Origin of the sequence: Vibrio sp. 397 (genome assembly GCF_033339395.1) — a bacterium.
Classification (GTDB): domain Bacteria; phylum Pseudomonadota; class Gammaproteobacteria; order Enterobacterales; family Vibrionaceae; genus Vibrio; species Vibrio alginolyticus.
On record NZ_JAWOUN010000003.1, the window covers coordinates 54,267 to 73,632 of the forward strand.

A 19,366-nucleotide genomic window follows, 5' to 3' on the forward strand; every position below is an offset into this window, starting at 1 on the left:
ACCGAAAACCGTTAGCTCACCTTAAACTTGGTCCACACCTGAGAACGCCAACGCCTTGCCATGATGATACCACGCACCCATTCATCGAGTGCGATTGCCATCCAAGCCCCTAAAACGCCATAACCCAAGTGGATGCCAAAGATGTAAGAGAAAAGCACGCCTAGTCCCCACATACTCAAAATCCCCATTTGCACTGGGAACTTGATGTCACCCGCGCCTTTGAGCCCCGCGATAAAGATCAGGTTAAACACACGTCCGGCCTCGAGCAAAATTGAGCCCATGACTAACGAACCGGCCAATGCGAGTATCTCTGGTTGATCGGTAAATACGCGCAGAATCTCTTCTCTAAACAGGTAAATCAGTGTGGTTGCCGCCGTTGATGCCACAAATCCCACTAAGAAGTAGATTTGTACGCGTTTTAAAATGCTGCTCACCCAACCTTTACCGATGTAGTAACCAGTCTGAATTTGCGCTGCCTGACCAATTGCCAACGCGAAAGCAAACGAGAAACGGGCAATGTTTTGTGCATAAGTGAAAGCCGCCAACGATGCCGTCCCCATTTGCACCACAAAGTACACAATGCAGATTTGCGCCACGTTGTAAGACAGCACTTCACCCGCGTTCATACCGCCGATTTTTAAGATCTTTTTGTAAATCTCTGCCGGTACTTGTTTCATAGTCGACATTGGTAGTTCAATGCTACTGCGAGCGAGAATAAACCATAACATTAACGTACCGATGACTTGGCTGACGACGGTTGCTATTGCTACACCTTGCACACCATACACAGGTAAACCGAATGGCTGGTAAAGCGCAATATAGTTACCAATGATGTTGAACACACCCGAGATCAAATTCACCACCATTGGGGAACGTGAATAACCATGACTACGCAGAATAGTTGTAAAAACAACGCCAATCGTAACGTTAAACGTCATCGCACCGCTTATCAGCAGATATTCATGAGCGTACTGCTCGACTTGCGCTTCCAAGCCGTAATACGGGAGTAGATACATCGCACCAAGCACGGCAATCACACTCAATAGCACACCGACGAGCACAGACAACGCAATACTCGCAACACCAACGCTCACTGACTCTTGCTCGCGTCCAGCGCCATTGTATTGGGCAATCAAAATCCCCGTACCGCTACTGACAAACGTCGAAACGATGATTAAAAAGAAGGTAATCTGCGTGATCACACCAACAGCGGATACGGCTTTGTCTGAGTAGCCACTCAGCATGAACACGTCACTGGTTCCTAAAGCCGTCCGTAGCAAAATTTCGACAAGAATTGGCCAAGCTAATGCCACGATGGACATTCGTTGGTTGATGTTTTGGCTTTTAGGCATGCTTGTAACCTTTCCTACAACTAAAAACTGCCTCACAATATTTGTGAAGCAGTTTAAAAATAGTGACTCGAACGAAGCTCGATATGAGGTTGTGATTTAGCGCGGATTCTAGTCGCATATTGGTCATAACGACAACAATATTTCGCCCTGTTTCGGAAAAATATTTCTAATGCATTTTCGAAACGACATATGCCTTGACGATACGTAGAGCAGAGATTGGTGAACAATACTCTCAATCAACGAGCACCGAACAGAATCAGGATAATCAATAGAAATGTGTCTAACTAGATACATTACTTTGATTTATCAGTCCAACCATATAGAGCCATGAAGAACCGTCATGAAAACCTGCATGCGCCACCATTCCTCTTTGAACACTCGCACCAAATCACACTGATGGCTTTGCACTAAAAATGACTGATATCACATTTGGAAACTTTGTTGTTCTATTTATCGCGAAAATACCGCCTAGAATAAGCGTACACGTTAATTAAGCAAGGATACATAATGTCGACATTGGCTGGGGCGCGCTTAGAAGAAATGGCGGACATCCGTTCAACAAGAAAAAAGAAAATTGTCTTTTTATGCTCCAGTATCGCCGCTGCCTGTTTAACTTATGGTTCCATTGCTCAATCACTTGAGAATAACTGGGGTTTAAGCTTTTTCCATGCTTTGTGTGCCTTGGCATGCTTAGCAATCAGTTATGTAATAAAAGTCCAGCGGCACCATCAATACGCCGACTTATGGCTAAGTGCTGTCTTAATGTTCGAAGGGTTATTGTTACTTCTGTATAACGACGCTCCGTCAGGCAAAATGTTATGGCTATATCCTATTGTCGCCACTCTGGTATTAATTAATGAGTTTAAGGTCGGTCTGTTGTTCAGTGGTACCTACATTTTACTGATCTTTTTTGGGGTCGCTTTTTTAGATCGACTGCCAGCAGCCACAGAAATCATAGAGCGGAGATTGATGCTGACCCTGATAGCGACCGCGTTTGTGTGTCACACGTTCTCGTATTACTACACGAAAGTCCTCAATTACATTCAAACACTGTATCGTGAGGGGATTGAGGAGTTAGCATATTTTGACCAGCTCACTGGGCTTGCCAATCGCTGGAGCTTTGAGACTTGGGCGCGCGCAAAGCTCGATGAAATCAAGCACTCATCTGATGACAGCATCACCGCATTGGTTTTTCTCGATATCGATAACTTCAAGCACATCAACGACACCTACGGGCACGATATTGGTGACCAAGTACTTCAAGCCTTCGCAACTCGATTAAAAAATAACATTCGCAACAAAGACAGAAAAACAGATAAACACGACTACTCCATCGCTCGATTTGCGGGCGACGAGTTTGTAATCATGCTTTACGATGTAAAAAGTAAAGATGACCTCGACAGCATCCTAAAACGGATCGTAAATCTGTTTCCGACAGGTTACCGAAGCTACGATATGATTAACGAGTTAACGATGAGTGTAGGTGCTGCTATCTATAAGCAAGATGCAAAGGATTTGTCTGAATTGACTCGATGTGCAGATAAAGCAATGTACGCAGCTAAACATACTGGTAAAAACCAGTACGCCTTTTATGAGCACTGCAATACGGAAGAACAGTCAACATCTGATGCACCAGCTGTACCAGAAGCTTGCTAATGACTAAGCGAACACATGCATCACCCAAAGCCCCACAACGAGGAATACGATTAACCACACTACTTGCAACGTTCTGTTCGGCTTGTCTTGCTGACGAGTGGGGTAATCTTTAAACGCACGGCCCTTCATTTTGCCCATTAAGCTCTTTCCTAGAGCACGTCGATAAAATTCACGTCTCTTATGAGCGGCATTGGCAACTTCGGTAAAGCGCTGTCTTTGCTCATTGGTGAGATCTTTGTCCTCGTAACGAGGAGGGAGATCAGAATGCTTGCGTTGTACTGCCATCACTTCCTCCCTGGTCGATGGGTACATTTTTATTAAGTATATACCCAAATAACCAAAAAGATGCGTTATAAGTGAAGCACATAGACGAAAAAACCACCCGAAGGTGGTTTTATGACGAGCAACAAATGAACGCTAGAAGTACTCACATAAATACGCAGTCGCTTCTTTCACTTGAAGCTCAAATGAAGAATTACCTTCCACTTCAAAAAACTCACCACTTTGATAAGTCGTCCAATCGCTCTCGCCAACACGCTTGACCACAAGCGCACCTTTTACAACCGTCATACGCTCTGGTGCTTGAGTACCAAACGTGTACTCACCAGGAAGCATCACACCAACGCTAACATCCTGATCTTTCTGGTTAAAGCCTAGTGATTTTACACTACCAGCAAAATAGCTATTTTCCTTAATATTCATTATTGGTTTCCTTATCAAAAGTCCGCTCTTTTTTACCTTGTTTCTTTCCGTTACTCAAGCTTTGAAAGCCATTAAACTCAACGTAATAACGCACATCCTTTGCTACTGAGCGAGAACCTCTTTTCACGAGGATTAATCAGGCGACCTAAACCGAGCAAGAAAAACTGCGAAGTAATGAATGTGAGCAAACAACAAAACCATCAATAAGATGTGTATCTGAATGTAAAAGTGGACATTAGATCATAGTTTCGTCGTCTCAATGGCGGGATTGTTTGTTTTTAAAAAGGAAGCTTTCCACCATGTTAAAAAAGTGGAGAAAATTAGATCTATGACGTACTCAACCCGCCGAAGGCGAAAAGCACGACAAGAACCAAAACTTTCATTTTTGGCTCGCCACCAATCCAAAATCCTCAAGAGTACATTTGTCTGCTTCGGGATGGGTCTGTTGACGTTTTTTGGCTATCAAATCCACCTCTCCTATCAAGACCACATTGATCCGGAAAAGGTGTACGGCGAATGGATTGAGATTGGCGCGCCACCCTACCAAACAGAACGTCTCGTTTTCACTGAAGATGGGGTATACCGAAACCATCGACTTATTACGACGGAATTTGAATTCGATGGCAAGGTCATCACGTTGAATACCGGATTAGGAAAGACCGCGTATCAGATCTCGGGCTCTCATCTTTCACCTCAAATACGCCGTATTGAGCCTCTTATTCCAGATCAGCGATTCATTCGTAAAGGATTTGAGCATACCGTTCAGGGCTCAGAAACCGGCGCAGCCTCTAAACGTCGTGCCGCGTTGAGTGAACACTTCAGCCGTGACTAATACGTCTTCACGGCTATTTTTCCTTTCAATTCTCTTTCTATATCAATGAAACAAAACCTTAATAAACAACAAAATAAGGTCTTCATCGCATTTAACTAACTCGTTACTGAGTAAACAATAATTTTAGTTTCTGCTGAGATTTTATAAATTATTGACTCAGTCTGACACTTTCTGTGTAACAGAGTGCGAGTTTTAGTTAAGTTCTCTCAAGTGCCTCGAAAACCGTCTTAATTTTTTTTGACGAAAAAAAACTCTCTGAAATGCTGAGTGTGATGCTTTTGCACGTGGAGTAAATCCAATCATCTTATCTGGTGCAAGAGCAGCCTATGTTCTAGGTAGAACATGAATCCAAGGATTGAGAGAGAAGTTATGATTCGATTTAACCTATGTGCAGCTGGAGTTGCTTTAGCGCTATCAGGTGCTGCAGTTGCGGCTCCAACCGCACCAAGTATCGATATGTACGGTTCCAACAACCTTCAGTTTTCTAAAATTGAACTCGCGATGGAAACCACGTCAGGCTACTACGACATGGTGAAATACCATGAGCAAGCGAAGATCACTGTTAAATTTAACCAGTGGAGTGGCACACCTGGTGACACTTACAACGTCTATTTTGATGGTGTAAAAGTAGCAAGCGGCCCTATCACTGGTAGCCAAACGACAGCTTCGTTTGAATACGGCCAAGGTGGCTTATACCAAATGGAAATCGAAGCATGTGATGCGACAGGTTGTGCGAAAAGCGCACCAGCTGAAATCACGATTGCAGATACCGATGGTTCTCACCTGAAGCCACTAACGATGAATGTTGATCCAAACAACAAAACCTACAATACCGATCCAAGCGTCGTGATGGGTACGTATTTTGTTGAATGGGGCATCTATGGCCGTGACTACACAGTCGATAATATGCCGGTCGACAACTTGACTCACATCCTTTACGGTTTTATCCCAATTTGTGGCCCAAATGAGTCTGTGAAGTCTGTTGGCGGCAACAGTTTCAACGCGCTACAAACTGCTTGTACAGGTGTGCCTGATTATGAAGTCGTTATCCATGACCCTTGGGCTGCTTATCAGAAGAGCTTCCCACAAGCTGGTCATGAATACAGCACGCCTATCAAGGGTAACTACGCAATGCTAATGGCATTGAAACAACGTAACCCTGATCTAAAAATCATCCCATCGATCGGTGGTTGGACACTGTCTGACCCATTCTTCGATTTCGTGGACAAGAAAAACCGTGACACATTCGTCGCATCAGTTAAGAAGTTCCTGAAAACTTGGAAATTCTACGACGGTGTTGATATCGACTGGGAATTCCCTGGCGGCGGCGGTGCAGCAGCCGATAAGGGCGACCCTGTAAACGATGGCCCAGCATACATCGCACTGATGCGTGAACTGCGCGTAATGCTTGATGAATTAGAAGCTGAGACAGGCCGTACTTACGAGCTAACGTCCGCTATCGGTGTCGGTTACGACAAGATTGAAGACGTAGACTACGCAGATGCAGTTCAGTACATGGATTACATCTTCGCAATGACTTACGACTTCTACGGTGGTTGGAATAACGTTCCTGGTCACCAAACTGCGCTTTACTGTGGTTCATTCATGCGTCCTGGTCAGTGTGACGGTAGTGGCGTTGATGAGAACGGCGAACCGTACAAAGGTCCTGCTTACACAGCAGATAACGGCATCCAACTTCTTCTTGCTCAAGGCGTTCCTGCAAACAAGCTAGTACTTGGTACAGCAATGTACGGTCGTGGCTGGGAAGGCGTAACTCCAGATACGCTAACCGATCCAAACGACCCAATGACAGGTACTGCTACAGGTAAACTGAAGGGCAGCACAGCGCAAGGTGTTTGGGAAGATGGCGTAATTGACTACAAAGGCATTAAGTCATTCATGCTAGGTGCAAACAACACTGGTATTAACGGCTTCGAGTACGGCTACGATGCACAAGCTGAAGCACCATGGGTATGGAACCGTACTACGGGCGAGTTGATCACATTTGATGACCACCGTTCAGTGCTAGCAAAAGGTAGCTACGCGAAGTCTCTTGGTCTTGCTGGTCTATTCTCTTGGGAAATTGACGCGGATAACGGTGACATTCTAAACGCGATGCACGAAGGTATGGCTGGTGGTGTGGTTCCTCAACCAAACCGTAAACCAACCGCAGCCGCTGGCGCAGATCAATCGGTAACAGGTCCTGCAAATGTGGTTCTAGATGGCAGCCTGTCAAAAGACTCTGACGGCACCATCGCAAGCTACGCTTGGGAACAAGTATCTGGCACAGCAGTGGTACTAACAGGTGCAAACACAGCGAAAGCAAGCTTTGATGCAGCAGAAGTTACTGTTGAAGAGCAATTAACTTTCAAGCTGACGGTGACTGATAACGAGGGTGCAACGGCATCTGACCTCGTTGTAGTAACAGTGAAACCAGCAGGTGTTGTTGACCCAGTGAACAGCGCACCAGTAGCACAAGTTGTTGCTCCAGCAACAGCAAACGCTGGTGACGTTGTGGTTGTAGATGCATCTGCGTCTAGCGATGCAGACAACGATACCCTGACATTCAACTGGACTCTACCTCAAGGTCTGAATGCAACGGTTGAAGGCTCTAAAGTCACGTTCACTGCTGCGGAATACCCGCAAGACACAAGCTTAAGCTTCACTGTAAGTGTGAGCGACGGTAAAGCGTCTTCATCGGCAAGCGCGACAGTGGTTGTTGCACAGCACACAACCGATCCGAACCCTGGTACTTGTGACAACGCATGGGATGCGAGCGCAGTGTACACAGGTGGTAACCAAGTGACTCACGCAGGTAAAACGTGGGAAGCGAAATGGTGGACTCAGGGTGACGATCCTAGCCAATCTGGCGAATGGGGCGTTTGGAAAGAAGTTGGCGTAGCTAACTGTAACTAATTTCAGCCTTGCAGACGTTCTGCTAAATAAACAAAGGACAGCTTCGGCTGTCCTTTTTGGATTTAACCTCTTAACGAGGAGAGCAACACCAGAGACGAAAAAGTCTGAGGTGTTACTTTCAAACCGAATTAGCGCAAAACGGAGCGAATCAATCAGTAAAAGTAAGGGTTACCAAGCACTATCGAGCAAACGGTCAAAACTACTGAAGACTTGCTCACACTTCATCACTCGACCATGCCCCTGACCTTGTGTTGTCACTAACTCAACGTTTTTAATCTCTTCAGCCGCTTTTGCCGAGACACTGTATTTGGTGAACTTGTCTTGCTCATCATGAATAATAATGGTGTGAGACGGACGCTCAGACAAACGCTTCATCGGATCAATGGACTGTAACGGATAACCAAATTGGTCTTCAACTTCTGAAACCACAGCATTAAAAAGCTTCATCGAGTAACCGGAACGTGCAATGCTACCGAATAAGTTCTCTACGTAATTTAATACCGGAGCAATAAGCAGCAAAGGCTTGTTTTCTAACTTACTGTGCCTACACTCAAGAGCAGAAGCGGTGCCCATGCTGTGCCCAACTAGGCCAACAATATCCTCGACCGTATCCAACACATCTTCTAATCCTCTGACAAACCCCGGAATGTGCCCATACTGCCCCTCACTCTCACCATGTGCCGGATGATCGTACGCCAAAGCAGTAAACCCTTTCGACGCAATATGTTCCATCAGTGGATAAAACTGACTTGCCGTTCCAGACCAACCATGAGTTAGCACCCAAATAGGTCCAGATCCCAAAGTATAGGTTTTGATGATGCCTGCATGCCCTTTAATTTCACCTTTGATAAGCCCTTGAGGTTCTATATTTTTAGGTTGCGTACGAGCAGGTGTCAGAAGAAGCTTGCGCGCGGTCTTCTTTGCATGTGACGGGGCCAGTGTATGGTGTAACCGAGTACTAATGTTCACCAAACTGCGCTTAATACTGAAACGTTGCGATGTATTAAAGTAAATTTTTTCACTCATAATCATGTCCTTAACTATCAGCTTTGCACAAAATAGAACGGTCGTGCTTTTTACGCTGATAAGAAAGAGCGAACTCAGCCGCTCTTTGTGATTTTATGTCTACGAATCTGGGAAGCGAATAACCGATATTAGCCTTTCCAGCGAGAAAATAAGTTGTCGATCCCTTGCCAAAACAGACGCAAGCTTTCTTGCTCACCTTTAATTGAGTAAAAAACATGCGCACTCAAATAGAGACCGTACAAATCAAACGTTGCTTGGCGTGTATCTAAGTCTGCTGCAAATTCTTGCTTCTCTTTGCCTTTCGCTATTTGGATCTCCAAATAACTCAGCCAAGTGTCTATGGATTTACGCAGTCCGGCCTGAAGCGGGCAATCTTTATCTGCCGTATCATTCCAAGCGTCAAGAAACATACAACTTCCTTGGAATGCGTGATTCCAAGTCATCCAAGAGTCGAGCAACCCTCGAATTTTACGCTCGATATTGCCATCCCCGAGTTCTCGAGCAGGCTCAATAACCCGATCAGCGAACACTTTATTGGCGTGATCAAGCACCGATAGCTGTAAATTCAACTTCGAATTAAAGTGGGCAAACAGACCACTTTTCGACATACCGCATTGCTTGGCTAACTCTCCAATCGTAAGACTTTCTAATCCGTCTTCGCTGGCGATCTCAAAAGCCCGCTGCAGAATAAACTCTTTTGTCACTTTTCCTTTTTGCATAGTCTTATTTTTAGCACGATCGTTCTTTTTTGCAATCTCGAGTTAACTGGTCTAACCATTATTCAGTGCTATTTTCGACTCACGAATCAGGTATTGATTGCGTTAATAGGTTAATAATTAAGAAGTTTGAAGTAAGTCTTAATTTTCAAAACAGCTTCAATGTAAGCGCAAGTCTGTTGACTTTTTCACGTATTACTTCAGTAACAACCTGCTATTTTCACCTAAGTTTTTTATTTAGGTAAACAATGTAATGGCAAAGAAACAAAAAATAGCCAGCTTAGAGTTTGCACGTATCATTGCGATGCTTGCGATTGTGGGTTTGCATTGCCAGATGGCACTGACGTACTGGCAGTGGAATGGGATACCATGGGTTGGCTATATGCTCAACCAACTGGCTCGTTTTGCTGTTCCGCTGTTCTTTCTCATCTCGGGTTATCTAATCCAGCCGAAGTTGAGTCATTCACCTATCGATACTCTTAAGAACTACGCCAAACCGTTAATGAAGGTTTGGCTCATTTGGAGCATGATCAGTTTACTGATGCCATTCCAATGGCAGACGGTCGCTGAGGCTGGGTATCTCGCCGAAAGGCAAGGTTATTGGGGGTACTTAATGTCAACCCCGATCAATTCACTCATCGAAGGCGGACTCGTTCATCTGTGGTTTATTCCGGCTCTGGTCATTGCCGTAGCGTTAATTGCCTTTCTCGTGCATATCAATATGGCGCAACTGATACTGCCAACCGCAGTATTGCTATACATATACGGGGCCTTTGCTGGCAGTTACGCGACCATTACCGACCTGCCAGCGCCTTTCTTTACTCGTAACGGGCCTTTTTTCAGCACGTTGCTAGTTGCTCTAGGCTATTTCGCACGAGAAGTGCAGTGGCGGTGGTCGCGAAACAATACGGTTCGATGCATTATTCTTGGCATGGCACTGCATTTTGGTGAAGCTTACTGGCTGATGCAACATGACATCGCTTTCAACTCGCACGACTTCCTATTCGGTACCGTTATCTGGGCTGTAGGTGTCTTTATGTGGCTTTTGGCTCACCCTCATTTTGGCGACATGCCTTGGATCTTCAAACTATCTCCTAGCGTGTTAGGGATATATGTTAGCCATCTGCTTATCATAATTGTCATGATGAATGTCGCTGGATTTATCGGGCTGCAACACCTCGCGAAAGATGTGTTTATTTATCCTGCAACGATTGTTGCAACCATACTGCTTGTGAAAGCAATCGACGCTTCACCGTTGAAAAAATGGCTCCTACGCTAAATGCATTCAGCTCTAGATATAGCTATCTTTAACTCAAAAGGATTAGAGCTAGCCAGTTAAAAATGAGATTTCTCTCTCACTGACCAATTTTTGACTTTCTAATCCTTCAGAATTTGCTTTCACTCACAAAAAACATTGTTCATTTCCTTTAAATTGGCTCGACTATTACAACATTGCTCATTAAACGGAGGCTGTATGTGGGCAGGTCAAGGACTCGTTCCTTTTTTAGAGATTAGTCACTGGTTAACTTACGGTTTATATGCCGCTGCGGTTTTATTCGGCGCAGCAAGCATTGCGTCACTCAGAAAATAGTGGCGCACACTATCATTTCCTAACTCCTACTGTTAATTCGAGCTCTCTCACAACTAACTCATTCATTTGTGGCTAATATTTCTCCAACCAGACAAAGGAGAAATGTATATGCCAATCTATCCAATTGTGGCTTTCTGCTGTTTGTTGTTCTCTAGCGCCACCTTTGCTGCATCAACCAATGAACTGAACCTTGTTAATTCTGGTGTCGGTTACGCGGCTCTGATTATCTTTTCGATCGCTTACATACTGGTTATGTTGGAAGAGTATCTGAAAATGAGAAAATCCAAGCCAGTGCTGCTCGCTGCAGGATTAATTTGGATTCTGATTGGCTACACCTTTGCTCAACACAACCAGCCTGAAATCGCCAAATCCGCACTAGAACACAACTTGTTGGAATATGCCGAGTTGCTGCTGTTTTTGCTCGTGGCGATGACCTACATCAACGCAATGGAAGAACGCAAACTCTTCGACGCCTTACAAGCGTGGATGGTCGGTAAAGGTTTTGGATTCAAAAAGTTGTTCTGGCTGACGGGGTTTCTCGCTTTTGTCATTTCACCGATTGCCGATAACTTAACTACGGCCCTATTGATGTGCGCTGTAGTGATGAAAGTCTCTGGTGATAATCCTAAGTTCGTCAATCTTGCTTGTATCAACATTGTTATCGCAGCCAACGCTGGCGGTGCATTCAGCCCATTTGGGGATATTACAACCCTGATGGTGTGGCAAGCCGGTCATGTCAGCTTTGCTGAGTTCATTCCGTTGTTTGTACCGTCATTAGTGAACTACTTGGTTCCCGCATTTTTGATGTCACTTTTTGTTCCAAACACAAAACCGAATACGATTCACCAACACGTTGAGCTAAAACGCGGGGCAAGGCGTATTGTCGCGTTGTTCATTTTGACGATTGCCACCGCAGTCTCTTTCCATGCTGTGCTGCACTTCCCACCCGTTATGGGCATGATGATGGGCTTGGCGTACTTACAGTTTTTCGGATATTTTTTGCGCCAAACTCTCAAACACTCACTCGCAAAAAAAGCAGCTATGGCAATTGCCAATGGCGATGATCAGGCATTGAAGCGCTTAGGCTCAGTGGTTCCGTTTGATGTGTTTCATCGTGTGTCTCGAGCCGAATGGGACACCTTGTTGTTCTTCTACGGTGTTGTAATGTGTGTTGGCGGTTTAAGTTTACTTGGCTACCTCGAACTGGTTTCAAACGTCATGTACACGCAATGGAACCCAGTCTGGGCAAACGTAATGGTTGGTGTCCTATCTGCTATCGTCGATAACATTCCGGTTATGTTTGCTGTACTGACCATGGAACCAAGCATGTCGATGGGCAACTGGCTACTGGTCACATTAACCGCAGGTGTCGGGGGCAGTTTGCTTTCCATTGGCTCCGCGGCAGGCGTCGCTTTAATGGGAGCCGCGCGTGGACAATACACCTTCTTTGGCCACCTAAAGTGGGCTCCCGTCATCGCCTTGGGTTATGCCGCCAGTATTGCGGTACACTTGTGGATGAATAGCGGTTTATTTACTTAAAAACACCTAGAATTAGTCACTTAACTTGCAATGTAACCTAACGGTCGGATGGATGGTTAACGCCATCCATCACTTCAATCGCTCCCAACTCATATGGGTTGACGCCCTCTAAGCAGCCGACATTATAGCCATACTCACTCGGGTCAGAACGACGCTGATGGTGCGTATAAATACCGCACTCGCCACAGAAAAAGTGCTTCGCAGTGTGTGTATTAAATTGATACTGCTTCAAGACTTCTTCGCCTTGCACAATACGAATACCGTTCAAAGGTACAGACGCGACAATCGCGCCACGACGTCGACACATAGAACAGTCACACCGTCTCGGCTTCTCAATACCATTGGGTAACGCCAGTTCCAGCTCAACTTTTCCACAGTGACAACTCAGTCGATGTAATGTGCTGATTTGGGTGTTGCCAACTTTCTTAATCATAACTTTTCCTTGTTGTTTTTCTATCTGTGTACATTATGTTAAACAGGTTAATATCATCATAATCTCGTCCAAAAACTCGACATCCATCACTTTTCGCGACATTTTATTGGCCGATTTGTTAGTTGCTATTTTGGCGATTGTCTATCGCGTCCGTGAGACGTGTTATCTCCGGCGCGGTTTTTAAACCAAGGAAATTAATTTATGGACAAAGATCATAGCCTAAGAGAGAACCTCTTGGCTCTGACGCTCGGCAGTGCGTTGGTGTCACTTGGGGTGATATTTTTTAGCAAAGTAGGATTGCTCACTGGCGGTACGGCTGGTTTGGCGATCTTCCTAACCAAAGTGAGTGACTTCAGTTTTGGTCAGATATTTTTCGCTCTTAACCTCCCTTTTTATATTTTATCTGTGATGCGCATGGGTTGGCGCTTCACTATCAATACCTTTATTGCGGTTTCGATTGTCTCTTTTGCGGTCGATCATCTGCATCATGTGATTGAGATTTCACGAATCGAACCTTTCTATGCGGCACTTTTGGGTGGTGGGCTGATTGGAATCGGTATGTTGGTAATTTTCCGTCACAAAATGAGTTTGGGTGGCTTTAACATTCTAGCGTTGTACCTTCAGGAACGTTTTGGAGTTCGAGCGGGTAAAGTTCAAATGGCGTTAGATTGTGCCATCGTGGTGATGTCACTGTTGATTGTAGATGTGCACCTTATCGCTCTATCTGTTCTAGGTGCCATCGCTACGAACTTGATTTTGGCGATGAACCATAAACCAGGACGATACCAAGCAAAAGCGCAAGCAGCATAATCATCGCTGCATAGTCAACAACCCTAAAGCCCCCAGCCAGTCGCTCGGGGCTTTTTTCATTCAACGCTAAGATCACGTCAACGAGCTCGTTTTGCAGTGCTGCTGCATCTCTTCATCCAATTTAGCTTTATATTTCTGGCTAAGATGGAAGTGTACTTGCATCAGCAAGTCATGTGCGTGGAACAGCTCAAGCGCGTCGCTACCATGTTGCTGACAAATATCTTCACAGCGCTCAGCATGCACTTTGGCTTCTTGCGGTTTATCCGCTTTAAGCAAGCTCATCGCTAAGCGATACTCTGCGCGCTCTTCTTGCATCCAACCCCCAGCCACTTTCCAATAGTCTAGCGCGAGTGTTGCTGCTTCTAACATCTTCGATTTTTCCATGGACGTGCGCTCAGCCAGCGCTTCGTACTGACATGCTAAGTTGTTTGCAGTGATCGCTATAGCGCGCGCTAATGGCCCTTCTGCATCGTTCGGCGTCATTCCTAACGCTGCTTTCACCAACCATTGACTCGCCAGTTCAAGCTGAGCAAGTGCAGAAAGTTCATTCGAAATCAAAGCGTAAACTCGGCGTTGTTCTTGCTCTTCCAATAATTCCATATTGTCAGTGCCATCTACGAAATAGCGCGCAACGGCAATACTGCGTTGAAATGCCAAACTCTCAGCAACCTTGCGTTCATCAAAGTGCTCTAAACAAGTAAGAAACTGTTCTGGGCACTGGAGATGCCCAATAGCGGTATGCAGCATCAATGCGAATATTCGCTCGATTTGGGTAACGTCTTCCACCTCGCTCAGAGCCGTTTCTAGCTGAGCATAAACTTGTTCGGGATTTTCCTCGTGATGCTGCCAACACTCACTCATGAAGGCATCAAAATCCGTTTTGAAAGGCATGTCCTTATTGTCCTTTTTCTATTCGTATAACGAATATGAAACTCTACACTATCGTTACCCCTGTGTAGCACGCTTAATCCCAATATGAGAATCGCCTCACTTAAAGCGGTGTACCTTGCTCCAGCGCGAGCAAACGTTGCTTGCGCTCCACTCCACCTGCATACCCAGTCAGTTTTCCGCTTTTGCCAATAACGCGATGACAAGGTACCACGATAGAAATCGGATTCTTCCCGTTTGCTAACCCAACAGCACGCACAGCTTTAGGGTTACCTATCGCATTCGCGAGATCTTGATAGCTCCACGTTTCCCCATATGGAATGGTCGTTAGTGCCTGCCAAACTTGATTTTGAAAATCAGTGCCTGTCGCTGCAAGGGGCAAGTCGAATTCGTTGCGCAGACCAGCAAAGTATTCATCCAGTTGGGTGACAGCTTGGCGCAAGACCGGATACTGCTCGTCTCGCACCCCCAGCTCACTCGGCTTAGTGGTGCATGTTTCAAACCAAATGCCAAGTAAGCCCTCAGCGTTCGATTGGATAGTCACCGTTCCTAGTGGACTCGGCATTTCGGTATAAAATGTTTTCATGATTGATTCCATAAGTGAAACGTCGCGTAGCTTCCCCAAGGGGCCGCAGTGTGCGTATTCAGTGATGGGTAACGCTGCATCGCCTTTTTCACCACTAAGTCTTTATCTAGAAAGCAATCGGGTTGAGATTGCCCTCGCAGTTGAGCATAACTGACAGTCCAAGGTCCAATGCCTTTCAAAGCTAGCCACTGTTGGGGGTCAGCTTCTGAGTTGTCCTGCATAAACTGGGCGAAGCGCACTAGCGTCTCTTTACGGCTTTGCGGCATGCGCAAAAAGCTCACGTCGGCGTTCGCAATATCACTGGGAGTCGGGAAAAAACGTTTTTCTGACTCTCCACTAAGTGTGGCCACCAATAAGTTAAGTTGACCAATCGCAGCTTTAACCGACACTTGCTGGCCTAAAATCGCTCTAACCCCTGCTTCCCATGCACTCCATACACCAGGAATACGAATACCTTTACTCGACACGAGCCCAGGCGCAACATACTCCAAATGCTGCTCAACAGTACAAATATCAGCGTCAAGATCGAACATACGACGAATGTCAGACACCAAGTTTTGCAGCTTCGTTACGTCTTCAATTTCAAACGCCAGTTCTAAGTATCCTTCACCTTTTGTCGCTTTAAACCAGGCTTTGCTGTTATCCAAAAAAACGTTGCGCTGATAACTCTCATCCCTCACCTGCTCGACCCCCTCAACCGCTCGTAAACGATAGAAGTCCAACATGTGCGACCAATTCAACTCACCTCGATAAGGTAAGGCAATTCGATTGCAACCCGCACCATCAAACTCTTTACGGCGTACTTGAGAAGGCGTTAGTTTGAGAAACTTTTGAAAAGCATCGTTAAAGCGGCGCGTACTGTTAAAACCTGACGCAAACCCCACGTCGGTGACCGACATAGAGCTGGAGTGAAGCAACTGTTTGGCGAACATTAGTTGCTGATATTGCGCATACTGCTTGGGTGACATACCTAGATACTGCTCAAACAACATACGTAAGTAACGGTCAGAAATCCCAACACGCTCAGCCAACTCAGACACCGAATGGTGATGCAACTCCCCTCTATCAATTAACGAAATCGCTCGTTGAAAGGTCGTCTCGACACCTTTCCATGCCCAAGATCCAGGCGCGCTGTCAGGTCGACAGCGTAAACACGGACGGTACCCTGCTTGAAGGGCTTGCGTCTTATCAGCGAAATACTCAACATTTTCTTCTTTAGGCAAATTTGCCGGGCAAATCGGACGACAAAAGATTCCCGTTGTTTTTACCGCCACATAAAATCGCCCATCAAAACGACTGTCTCGCGCGACTCGCGCCTTGTGACACTGCTCGAAGGTCAGTGAGGTATAGGGGTGAATAAACATAGTGCTTTCCTTGCTCATGCCTTTTGTCATTTATTGTTCATAGGCATCGTTCAATATAGTGTTATTGTAGCTTGCTTAAGCGCCCACAATTAGCCACTTTCGGAACTCAATATTGAGATTTATTGGCATTAGCGCTTTTGTACACTAAAGTTAGATCCAGAACATCACAACAACGTCGGCTAAAGGGAATTGGCATGGACTTACATACTTGCGTAATTGTATTAAGAAACCAAAAGGTTATTACCAGTAAATCCGTAGATCATTCTATTGGAATTATCGAAAGAGACTCAGATAACGAGATCTCAGAAATTCAGATTAATGCGACGGATGGACGTAATATTCGAACTTATCACTACAACAATGTAGAGGAGTCATTAGAGAGCTTAATGAACCTCTGACGGTTTTCTTTAACACACCTTTCTCCCTTGTTAAAAGCGAAAGCAATAGAGCACAGTACATGTGCTCTTTTTTTTGTTTAACAGCAAAAATGTTTATCGAAAATAATGACAGACCTTGATTTAAAACAGACAATAATCGGCAAATAAACACCCGAATATAAAAATCAAGACATTGATTTAAATAAAAACCAATCATTCAATTTTTTAGAACGAGTTTATCAAAATCCTCCCGTTATTTTTATGCTCGCCTCTACCTAAACTGTTCTCAACAGCACGGGAGCACACGCTTCCCACTCATTGAAAAGAGTCAGAGGACAGAATCATGAAAGCACTATTACAGAAAATTACCACATCAAACGCAGGTTACAGCGCACTATCACTTCGCGTTCCAATCGGCATTATCTTTATGGCGCACGGCGCACAAAAACTATTTGGCTGGTTTGGTGGCTACGGCCTAGAAGGCACAGGTCAGTGGATGGCATCTATCGGTTTAGGTCCTGGCGTACTCATGGCGTTACTTGCGGGCAGCGCAGAGTTCTTTGGCGGCTTGTTCATTTTACTTGGTCTGCTAACTCGACCAGCAGCGGTTGCTTTGGCGTTCACGATGGTGGTAGCGATATTCTCTGTCCACTTTGAAAATGGCCTATTCATGGCAAACAACGGTTACGAGTTTGGCTTAGCATTACTGGCAGCAAGCGTTTCTCTGGCGTTCTCTGGCGCAGGTAAAGCAGCGTTAGATAACTTTTTAAACAAAAAGCTCTCTTAAGGAGGCCTTATGATTACGGTAAGACATGCAGCAGACCGAGGTCGAGCAAACTTTGGCTGGCTTGATAGCAAACATACGTTTTCTTTTGGTAGCTACTACGATCCTCAACAAATGGGCTTTTCCGAGCTGAGAGTCATTAATGACGATGTAGTCAAGCCTGGCGCGGGTTTTGATACACATGGCCACCGTGATATGGAGATCATCAGCTATGTGTTGGAAGGTGTTATCGCACACAAAGACAGTGAAGGTAACGTCAAAACACTACCTGCAGGTGAATTCCAACTCATGTCGGCAGGGAAAGGGATTTACCACAGTGAGTACAATGCATCGAACCAAGATACGCTGCGGTTTCTACAGATTTGGATTCAACCGAACACATTTGGAACCAAACCAGGTTATCAGCAAAAAGATTTTGGTCGCAATCCTGGGTTAACGACTATCGCAACTCCAACTGGAGAAAACGGCACGCTACTTATTAAGCAAGATGCGACTTTGCATCAGTTAATTCTTGAGCCAAGTAGCGAACTAAACTTTGAGATTGAGTCGGGCCGAAATCTATTCATCCATCAAGTGACTGGGAGCCTTAGTGTCGACAATACCACTTTGACGGCTGACGACGGCGCGAAGATTGAACACCAGAGTAAGGTTGTTTTGCGCAATACATCAAACGAAAGCACAACAGCCCTGTTGTTTGACTTACCATAACTATCGATTCATCGAGATAAAAACAAAGCCGCCTTGATTTCTCAAGGCGGCTTTTTCGTTTTTCTGACTTTTCATTCAACGCTATTCGTCGGAAGTGCCAGAACCAATTTGCTGAAAACTGTAAGCGGTCAGTGGATCGATCTCTTTGACAATTTCTTCCACTTGCTTAATCGCGTCTACAGACGAGCTAGCTTTACGATAGCTCAAATAGATAGGGCGACACCAATCTTCTACTCCAGGCACCTTGTGAAGCTGCCCATTAGCGATAAATGGCTCCACGAGAGAGATTGGTAAGTACGCGGCTCCACCCTTCTCTAAAATAAAGTCCAATGCGATACGCGCTGTTGAAGTGCGTAAATATGGAGCCGGAATCTTAGGGTGACGTTCAGAATGCTCTGAGGAGAAACGCGTCCCCCAGTCAACGTACACATATTTGTTTTCGAAAACGGTGTCTAAAGAATCTTTCTCAGTTGATACCAGAACGAGAACAACATCCGCCACTTTTTTACAGTTAAGCTCATCAGCTTTGATCTGATCGAACGCAAATGCCATATCTAACGTGCGCTCTAGCAAGCTACGACTGAGCATCTCACGTCCCATCACTTCTGCCATGAAGCCATAACCACCAAACGAATCTGTGACGACACTTAAACAATTCTGTAAATAAGCGTCCCAAATGTTTGGCGTGCCACCTAACGTTAGTTGCAGCGCTTTGCCATCTTCAAGCGATAATTCTAGCTTCGCTTGTTGCAATGTAGTGACCATTACCTCGGCATAGCTGATTAAGCGCTCACCTGCAGAGGTCAACTTTATGTTATTTCGATCACGAATAAACAATTGCGTATCGAAGTAACTTTCCAATTGTTTGATACGTGCGCTCACAGCGGCTTGGGTAATATAAAGGTTCTCAGCAGCACGTCCGAAGTGACGAACTCTTGCCAGCTCTAAAAATGTTCGAAAGACTTTTACATCCATAAACCATCTCCTGGTTAATATAAAACCAGATTAACAACTAATTAAAATCATGACGACAAAAAAGTTTTGTTTTTCTTTTGTTAGATTTAAGCCTAATTTTCGCCGTAAGTT

At 45.1% G+C, this 19,366-nt stretch carries 19 protein-coding genes; 9 read left to right on the plus strand and 10 right to left on the minus strand.

The genetic code is table 11. The features are described from left to right. Positions 1 to 11: 11 nt before the first annotated feature. Positions 12 to 1,352: an MATE family efflux transporter gene (locus R7P36_RS05740; RefSeq protein WP_005374400.1), complete on the minus strand. Its 1,341-nt coding sequence runs from the start codon at positions 1,350 to 1,352 to the stop codon at positions 12 to 14. Between the two features lie 507 nt (positions 1,353 to 1,859). Here R7P36_RS05740 and R7P36_RS05745 point away from each other — a divergent pair. Next, a complete protein-coding gene (locus tag R7P36_RS05745; RefSeq protein ID WP_053308037.1) occupies positions 1,860 to 3,008 on the plus strand; it encodes a GGDEF domain-containing protein in 1,149 nt (382 codons plus the stop codon). A gap of 3 nt (positions 3,009 to 3,011) precedes the next feature. Here R7P36_RS05745 and R7P36_RS05750 read toward each other — a convergent pair whose 3' ends face one another. Together R7P36_RS05750 and R7P36_RS05755 are read right to left on the minus strand one after the other, a co-directional pair. After that, complete coding sequence (locus R7P36_RS05750) at positions 3,012 to 3,293, minus strand: hypothetical protein (RefSeq protein WP_025768744.1); 282 nt, start codon at positions 3,291 to 3,293, stop codon at positions 3,012 to 3,014. A 132-nt stretch (positions 3,294 to 3,425) separates the two neighbouring features. Further along, positions 3,426 to 3,710, minus strand: coding sequence for a pyrimidine/purine nucleoside phosphorylase (locus R7P36_RS05755; protein ID WP_005383244.1), 285 nt, complete (start codon positions 3,708 to 3,710; stop codon positions 3,426 to 3,428). A gap of 328 nt (positions 3,711 to 4,038) precedes the next feature. On the opposite strand from R7P36_RS05755, the gene R7P36_RS05760 reads away from it, so the two are divergent. Together R7P36_RS05760 and R7P36_RS05765 are read left to right on the plus strand one after the other, a co-directional pair. Further along, positions 4,039 to 4,542 carry a DUF2850 domain-containing protein gene (locus R7P36_RS05760; RefSeq protein ID WP_206970541.1) on the plus strand — a complete coding sequence of 168 codons (504 nt, stop codon included), beginning with the start codon at positions 4,039 to 4,041 and terminating at the stop codon, positions 4,540 to 4,542. A gap of 369 nt (positions 4,543 to 4,911) precedes the next feature. After that, positions 4,912 to 7,458, plus strand: coding sequence for a glycosyl hydrolase family 18 protein (locus R7P36_RS05765; protein WP_017633824.1), 2,547 nt, complete (start codon positions 4,912 to 4,914; stop codon positions 7,456 to 7,458). Positions 7,459 to 7,626: 168 nt separating this feature from the next. Here R7P36_RS05765 and R7P36_RS05770 read toward each other — a convergent pair whose 3' ends face one another. Further along, the gene (locus R7P36_RS05770; protein ID WP_017633823.1) at positions 7,627 to 8,484 is read right to left on the minus strand and encodes an alpha/beta hydrolase; all 858 of its coding nucleotides are present in this window, start codon (positions 8,482 to 8,484) and stop codon (positions 7,627 to 7,629) included. A gap of 128 nt (positions 8,485 to 8,612) precedes the next feature. Further along, on the minus strand, positions 8,613 to 9,203 hold the full coding sequence (locus R7P36_RS05775) for a TetR/AcrR family transcriptional regulator (protein WP_005374416.1): 591 nt from the start codon (positions 9,201 to 9,203) through the stop codon (positions 8,613 to 8,615). Between the two features lie 250 nt (positions 9,204 to 9,453). Between R7P36_RS05775 and R7P36_RS05780 the strand changes: the two genes are divergently transcribed. Together R7P36_RS05780 and nhaD are read left to right on the plus strand one after the other, a co-directional pair. After that, on the plus strand, positions 9,454 to 10,479 hold the full coding sequence (locus R7P36_RS05780) for an acyltransferase (protein WP_213900006.1): 1,026 nt from the start codon (positions 9,454 to 9,456) through the stop codon (positions 10,477 to 10,479). A gap of 420 nt (positions 10,480 to 10,899) precedes the next feature. After that, entirely contained in the window at positions 10,900 to 12,330 is a 1,431-nt protein-coding gene (gene nhaD, locus R7P36_RS05785; protein ID WP_005374422.1) for a sodium:proton antiporter NhaD, read from the plus strand. Positions 12,331 to 12,367: 37 nt separating this feature from the next. Here nhaD and R7P36_RS05790 read toward each other — a convergent pair whose 3' ends face one another. After that, entirely contained in the window at positions 12,368 to 12,763 is a 396-nt protein-coding gene (locus tag R7P36_RS05790; protein WP_033907219.1) for a GFA family protein, read from the minus strand. Positions 12,764 to 12,964: 201 nt separating this feature from the next. Here R7P36_RS05790 and R7P36_RS05795 point away from each other — a divergent pair, with 201 nt between their 5' ends. Beyond that, positions 12,965 to 13,573 carry a YitT family protein gene (locus R7P36_RS05795; protein WP_033907220.1) on the plus strand — a complete coding sequence of 203 codons (609 nt, stop codon included), beginning with the start codon at positions 12,965 to 12,967 and terminating at the stop codon, positions 13,571 to 13,573. 72 nt (positions 13,574 to 13,645) lie between these two features. Here the strand turns inward: R7P36_RS05795 and R7P36_RS05800 are convergent, their stop codons facing one another. The 3 genes from R7P36_RS05800 to R7P36_RS05810 all read right to left on the minus strand — a co-directional run bounded on the left by R7P36_RS05800 (position 13,646) and on the right by R7P36_RS05810 (position 16,411). Further along, positions 13,646 to 14,464, minus strand: a complete 819-nt coding sequence (locus tag R7P36_RS05800; RefSeq protein WP_064376354.1) for a hypothetical protein — start codon at positions 14,462 to 14,464, stop codon at positions 13,646 to 13,648. Between the two features lie 100 nt (positions 14,465 to 14,564). Next, positions 14,565 to 15,047, minus strand: coding sequence for a methylated-DNA--[protein]-cysteine S-methyltransferase (locus R7P36_RS05805; RefSeq protein ID WP_213900005.1), 483 nt, complete (start codon positions 15,045 to 15,047; stop codon positions 14,565 to 14,567). Then, positions 15,044 to 16,411, minus strand: a complete 1,368-nt coding sequence (locus tag R7P36_RS05810) for an AlkA N-terminal domain-containing protein (protein ID WP_136976769.1) — start codon at positions 16,409 to 16,411, stop codon at positions 15,044 to 15,046. The genes R7P36_RS05805 and R7P36_RS05810 overlap by 4 nt, the downstream gene beginning before the upstream one ends. 194 nt (positions 16,412 to 16,605) lie before the next feature. Between R7P36_RS05810 and R7P36_RS05815 the strand changes: the two genes are divergently transcribed. The 3 genes from R7P36_RS05815 (at position 16,606) to R7P36_RS05825 (ending at position 18,280) form a co-directional block, all read left to right on the plus strand. After that, complete coding sequence (locus R7P36_RS05815) at positions 16,606 to 16,809, plus strand: hypothetical protein (protein WP_017633816.1); 204 nt, start codon at positions 16,606 to 16,608, stop codon at positions 16,807 to 16,809. A gap of 322 nt (positions 16,810 to 17,131) precedes the next feature. Then, complete coding sequence (locus R7P36_RS05820; protein ID WP_005374434.1) at positions 17,132 to 17,575, plus strand: DoxX family protein; 444 nt, start codon at positions 17,132 to 17,134, stop codon at positions 17,573 to 17,575. Positions 17,576 to 17,584: 9 nt separating this feature from the next. After that, positions 17,585 to 18,280, plus strand: a complete 696-nt coding sequence (locus tag R7P36_RS05825; RefSeq protein WP_203345515.1) for a pirin family protein — start codon at positions 17,585 to 17,587, stop codon at positions 18,278 to 18,280. A gap of 81 nt (positions 18,281 to 18,361) precedes the next feature. On the opposite strand, the gene R7P36_RS05830 is transcribed toward R7P36_RS05825, so the two are convergent. Next, a complete protein-coding gene (locus R7P36_RS05830) occupies positions 18,362 to 19,255 on the minus strand; it encodes a LysR family transcriptional regulator (protein ID WP_213900004.1) in 894 nt (297 codons plus the stop codon). Positions 19,256 to 19,366 lie beyond the last annotated feature (111 nt).

Excerpts from the sequence above, each read along its gene's own strand:
- R7P36_RS05780 (WP_213900006.1), top strand. The coding sequence starts at position 9,454 with ATGGCAAAGAAACAAAAAATAGCCAGCTTAGAGTTTGCACGTATCATT.
- R7P36_RS05760 (WP_206970541.1), top strand. The coding sequence starts at position 4,039 with ATGACGTACTCAACCCGCCGAAGGCGAAAAGCACGACAAGAACCAAAA.
- R7P36_RS05740 (WP_005374400.1), bottom strand. The coding sequence starts at position 1,352 with ATGCCTAAAAGCCAAAACATCAACCAACGAATGTCCATCGTGGCATTA.
- R7P36_RS05820 (WP_005374434.1), top strand. The coding sequence starts at position 17,132 with ATGAAAGCACTATTACAGAAAATTACCACATCAAACGCAGGTTACAGC.
- R7P36_RS05825 (WP_203345515.1), top strand. The coding sequence starts at position 17,585 with ATGATTACGGTAAGACATGCAGCAGACCGAGGTCGAGCAAACTTTGGC.
- R7P36_RS05770 (WP_017633823.1), bottom strand. The coding sequence starts at position 8,484 with ATGAGTGAAAAAATTTACTTTAATACATCGCAACGTTTCAGTATTAAG.
- nhaD (WP_005374422.1), top strand. The coding sequence starts at position 10,900 with ATGCCAATCTATCCAATTGTGGCTTTCTGCTGTTTGTTGTTCTCTAGC.
- R7P36_RS05745 (WP_053308037.1), top strand. The coding sequence starts at position 1,860 with ATGTCGACATTGGCTGGGGCGCGCTTAGAAGAAATGGCGGACATCCGT.
- R7P36_RS05755 (WP_005383244.1), bottom strand. The coding sequence starts at position 3,710 with ATGAATATTAAGGAAAATAGCTATTTTGCTGGTAGTGTAAAATCACTA.
- R7P36_RS05790 (WP_033907219.1), bottom strand. The coding sequence starts at position 12,763 with ATGATTAAGAAAGTTGGCAACACCCAAATCAGCACATTACATCGACTG.
- R7P36_RS05800 (WP_064376354.1), bottom strand. The coding sequence starts at position 14,464 with ATGCCTTTCAAAACGGATTTTGATGCCTTCATGAGTGAGTGTTGGCAG.
- R7P36_RS05775 (WP_005374416.1), bottom strand. The coding sequence starts at position 9,203 with ATGCAAAAAGGAAAAGTGACAAAAGAGTTTATTCTGCAGCGGGCTTTT.
- R7P36_RS05795 (WP_033907220.1), top strand. The coding sequence starts at position 12,965 with ATGGACAAAGATCATAGCCTAAGAGAGAACCTCTTGGCTCTGACGCTC.
- R7P36_RS05805 (WP_213900005.1), bottom strand. The coding sequence starts at position 15,047 with ATGAAAACATTTTATACCGAAATGCCGAGTCCACTAGGAACGGTGACT.
- R7P36_RS05765 (WP_017633824.1), top strand. The coding sequence starts at position 4,912 with ATGATTCGATTTAACCTATGTGCAGCTGGAGTTGCTTTAGCGCTATCA.
- R7P36_RS05750 (WP_025768744.1), bottom strand. The coding sequence starts at position 3,293 with ATGGCAGTACAACGCAAGCATTCTGATCTCCCTCCTCGTTACGAGGAC.
- R7P36_RS05810 (WP_136976769.1), bottom strand. The coding sequence starts at position 16,411 with ATGTTTATTCACCCCTATACCTCACTGACCTTCGAGCAGTGTCACAAG.
- R7P36_RS05830 (WP_213900004.1), bottom strand. The coding sequence starts at position 19,255 with ATGGATGTAAAAGTCTTTCGAACATTTTTAGAGCTGGCAAGAGTTCGT.
- R7P36_RS05815 (WP_017633816.1), top strand. The coding sequence starts at position 16,606 with ATGGACTTACATACTTGCGTAATTGTATTAAGAAACCAAAAGGTTATT.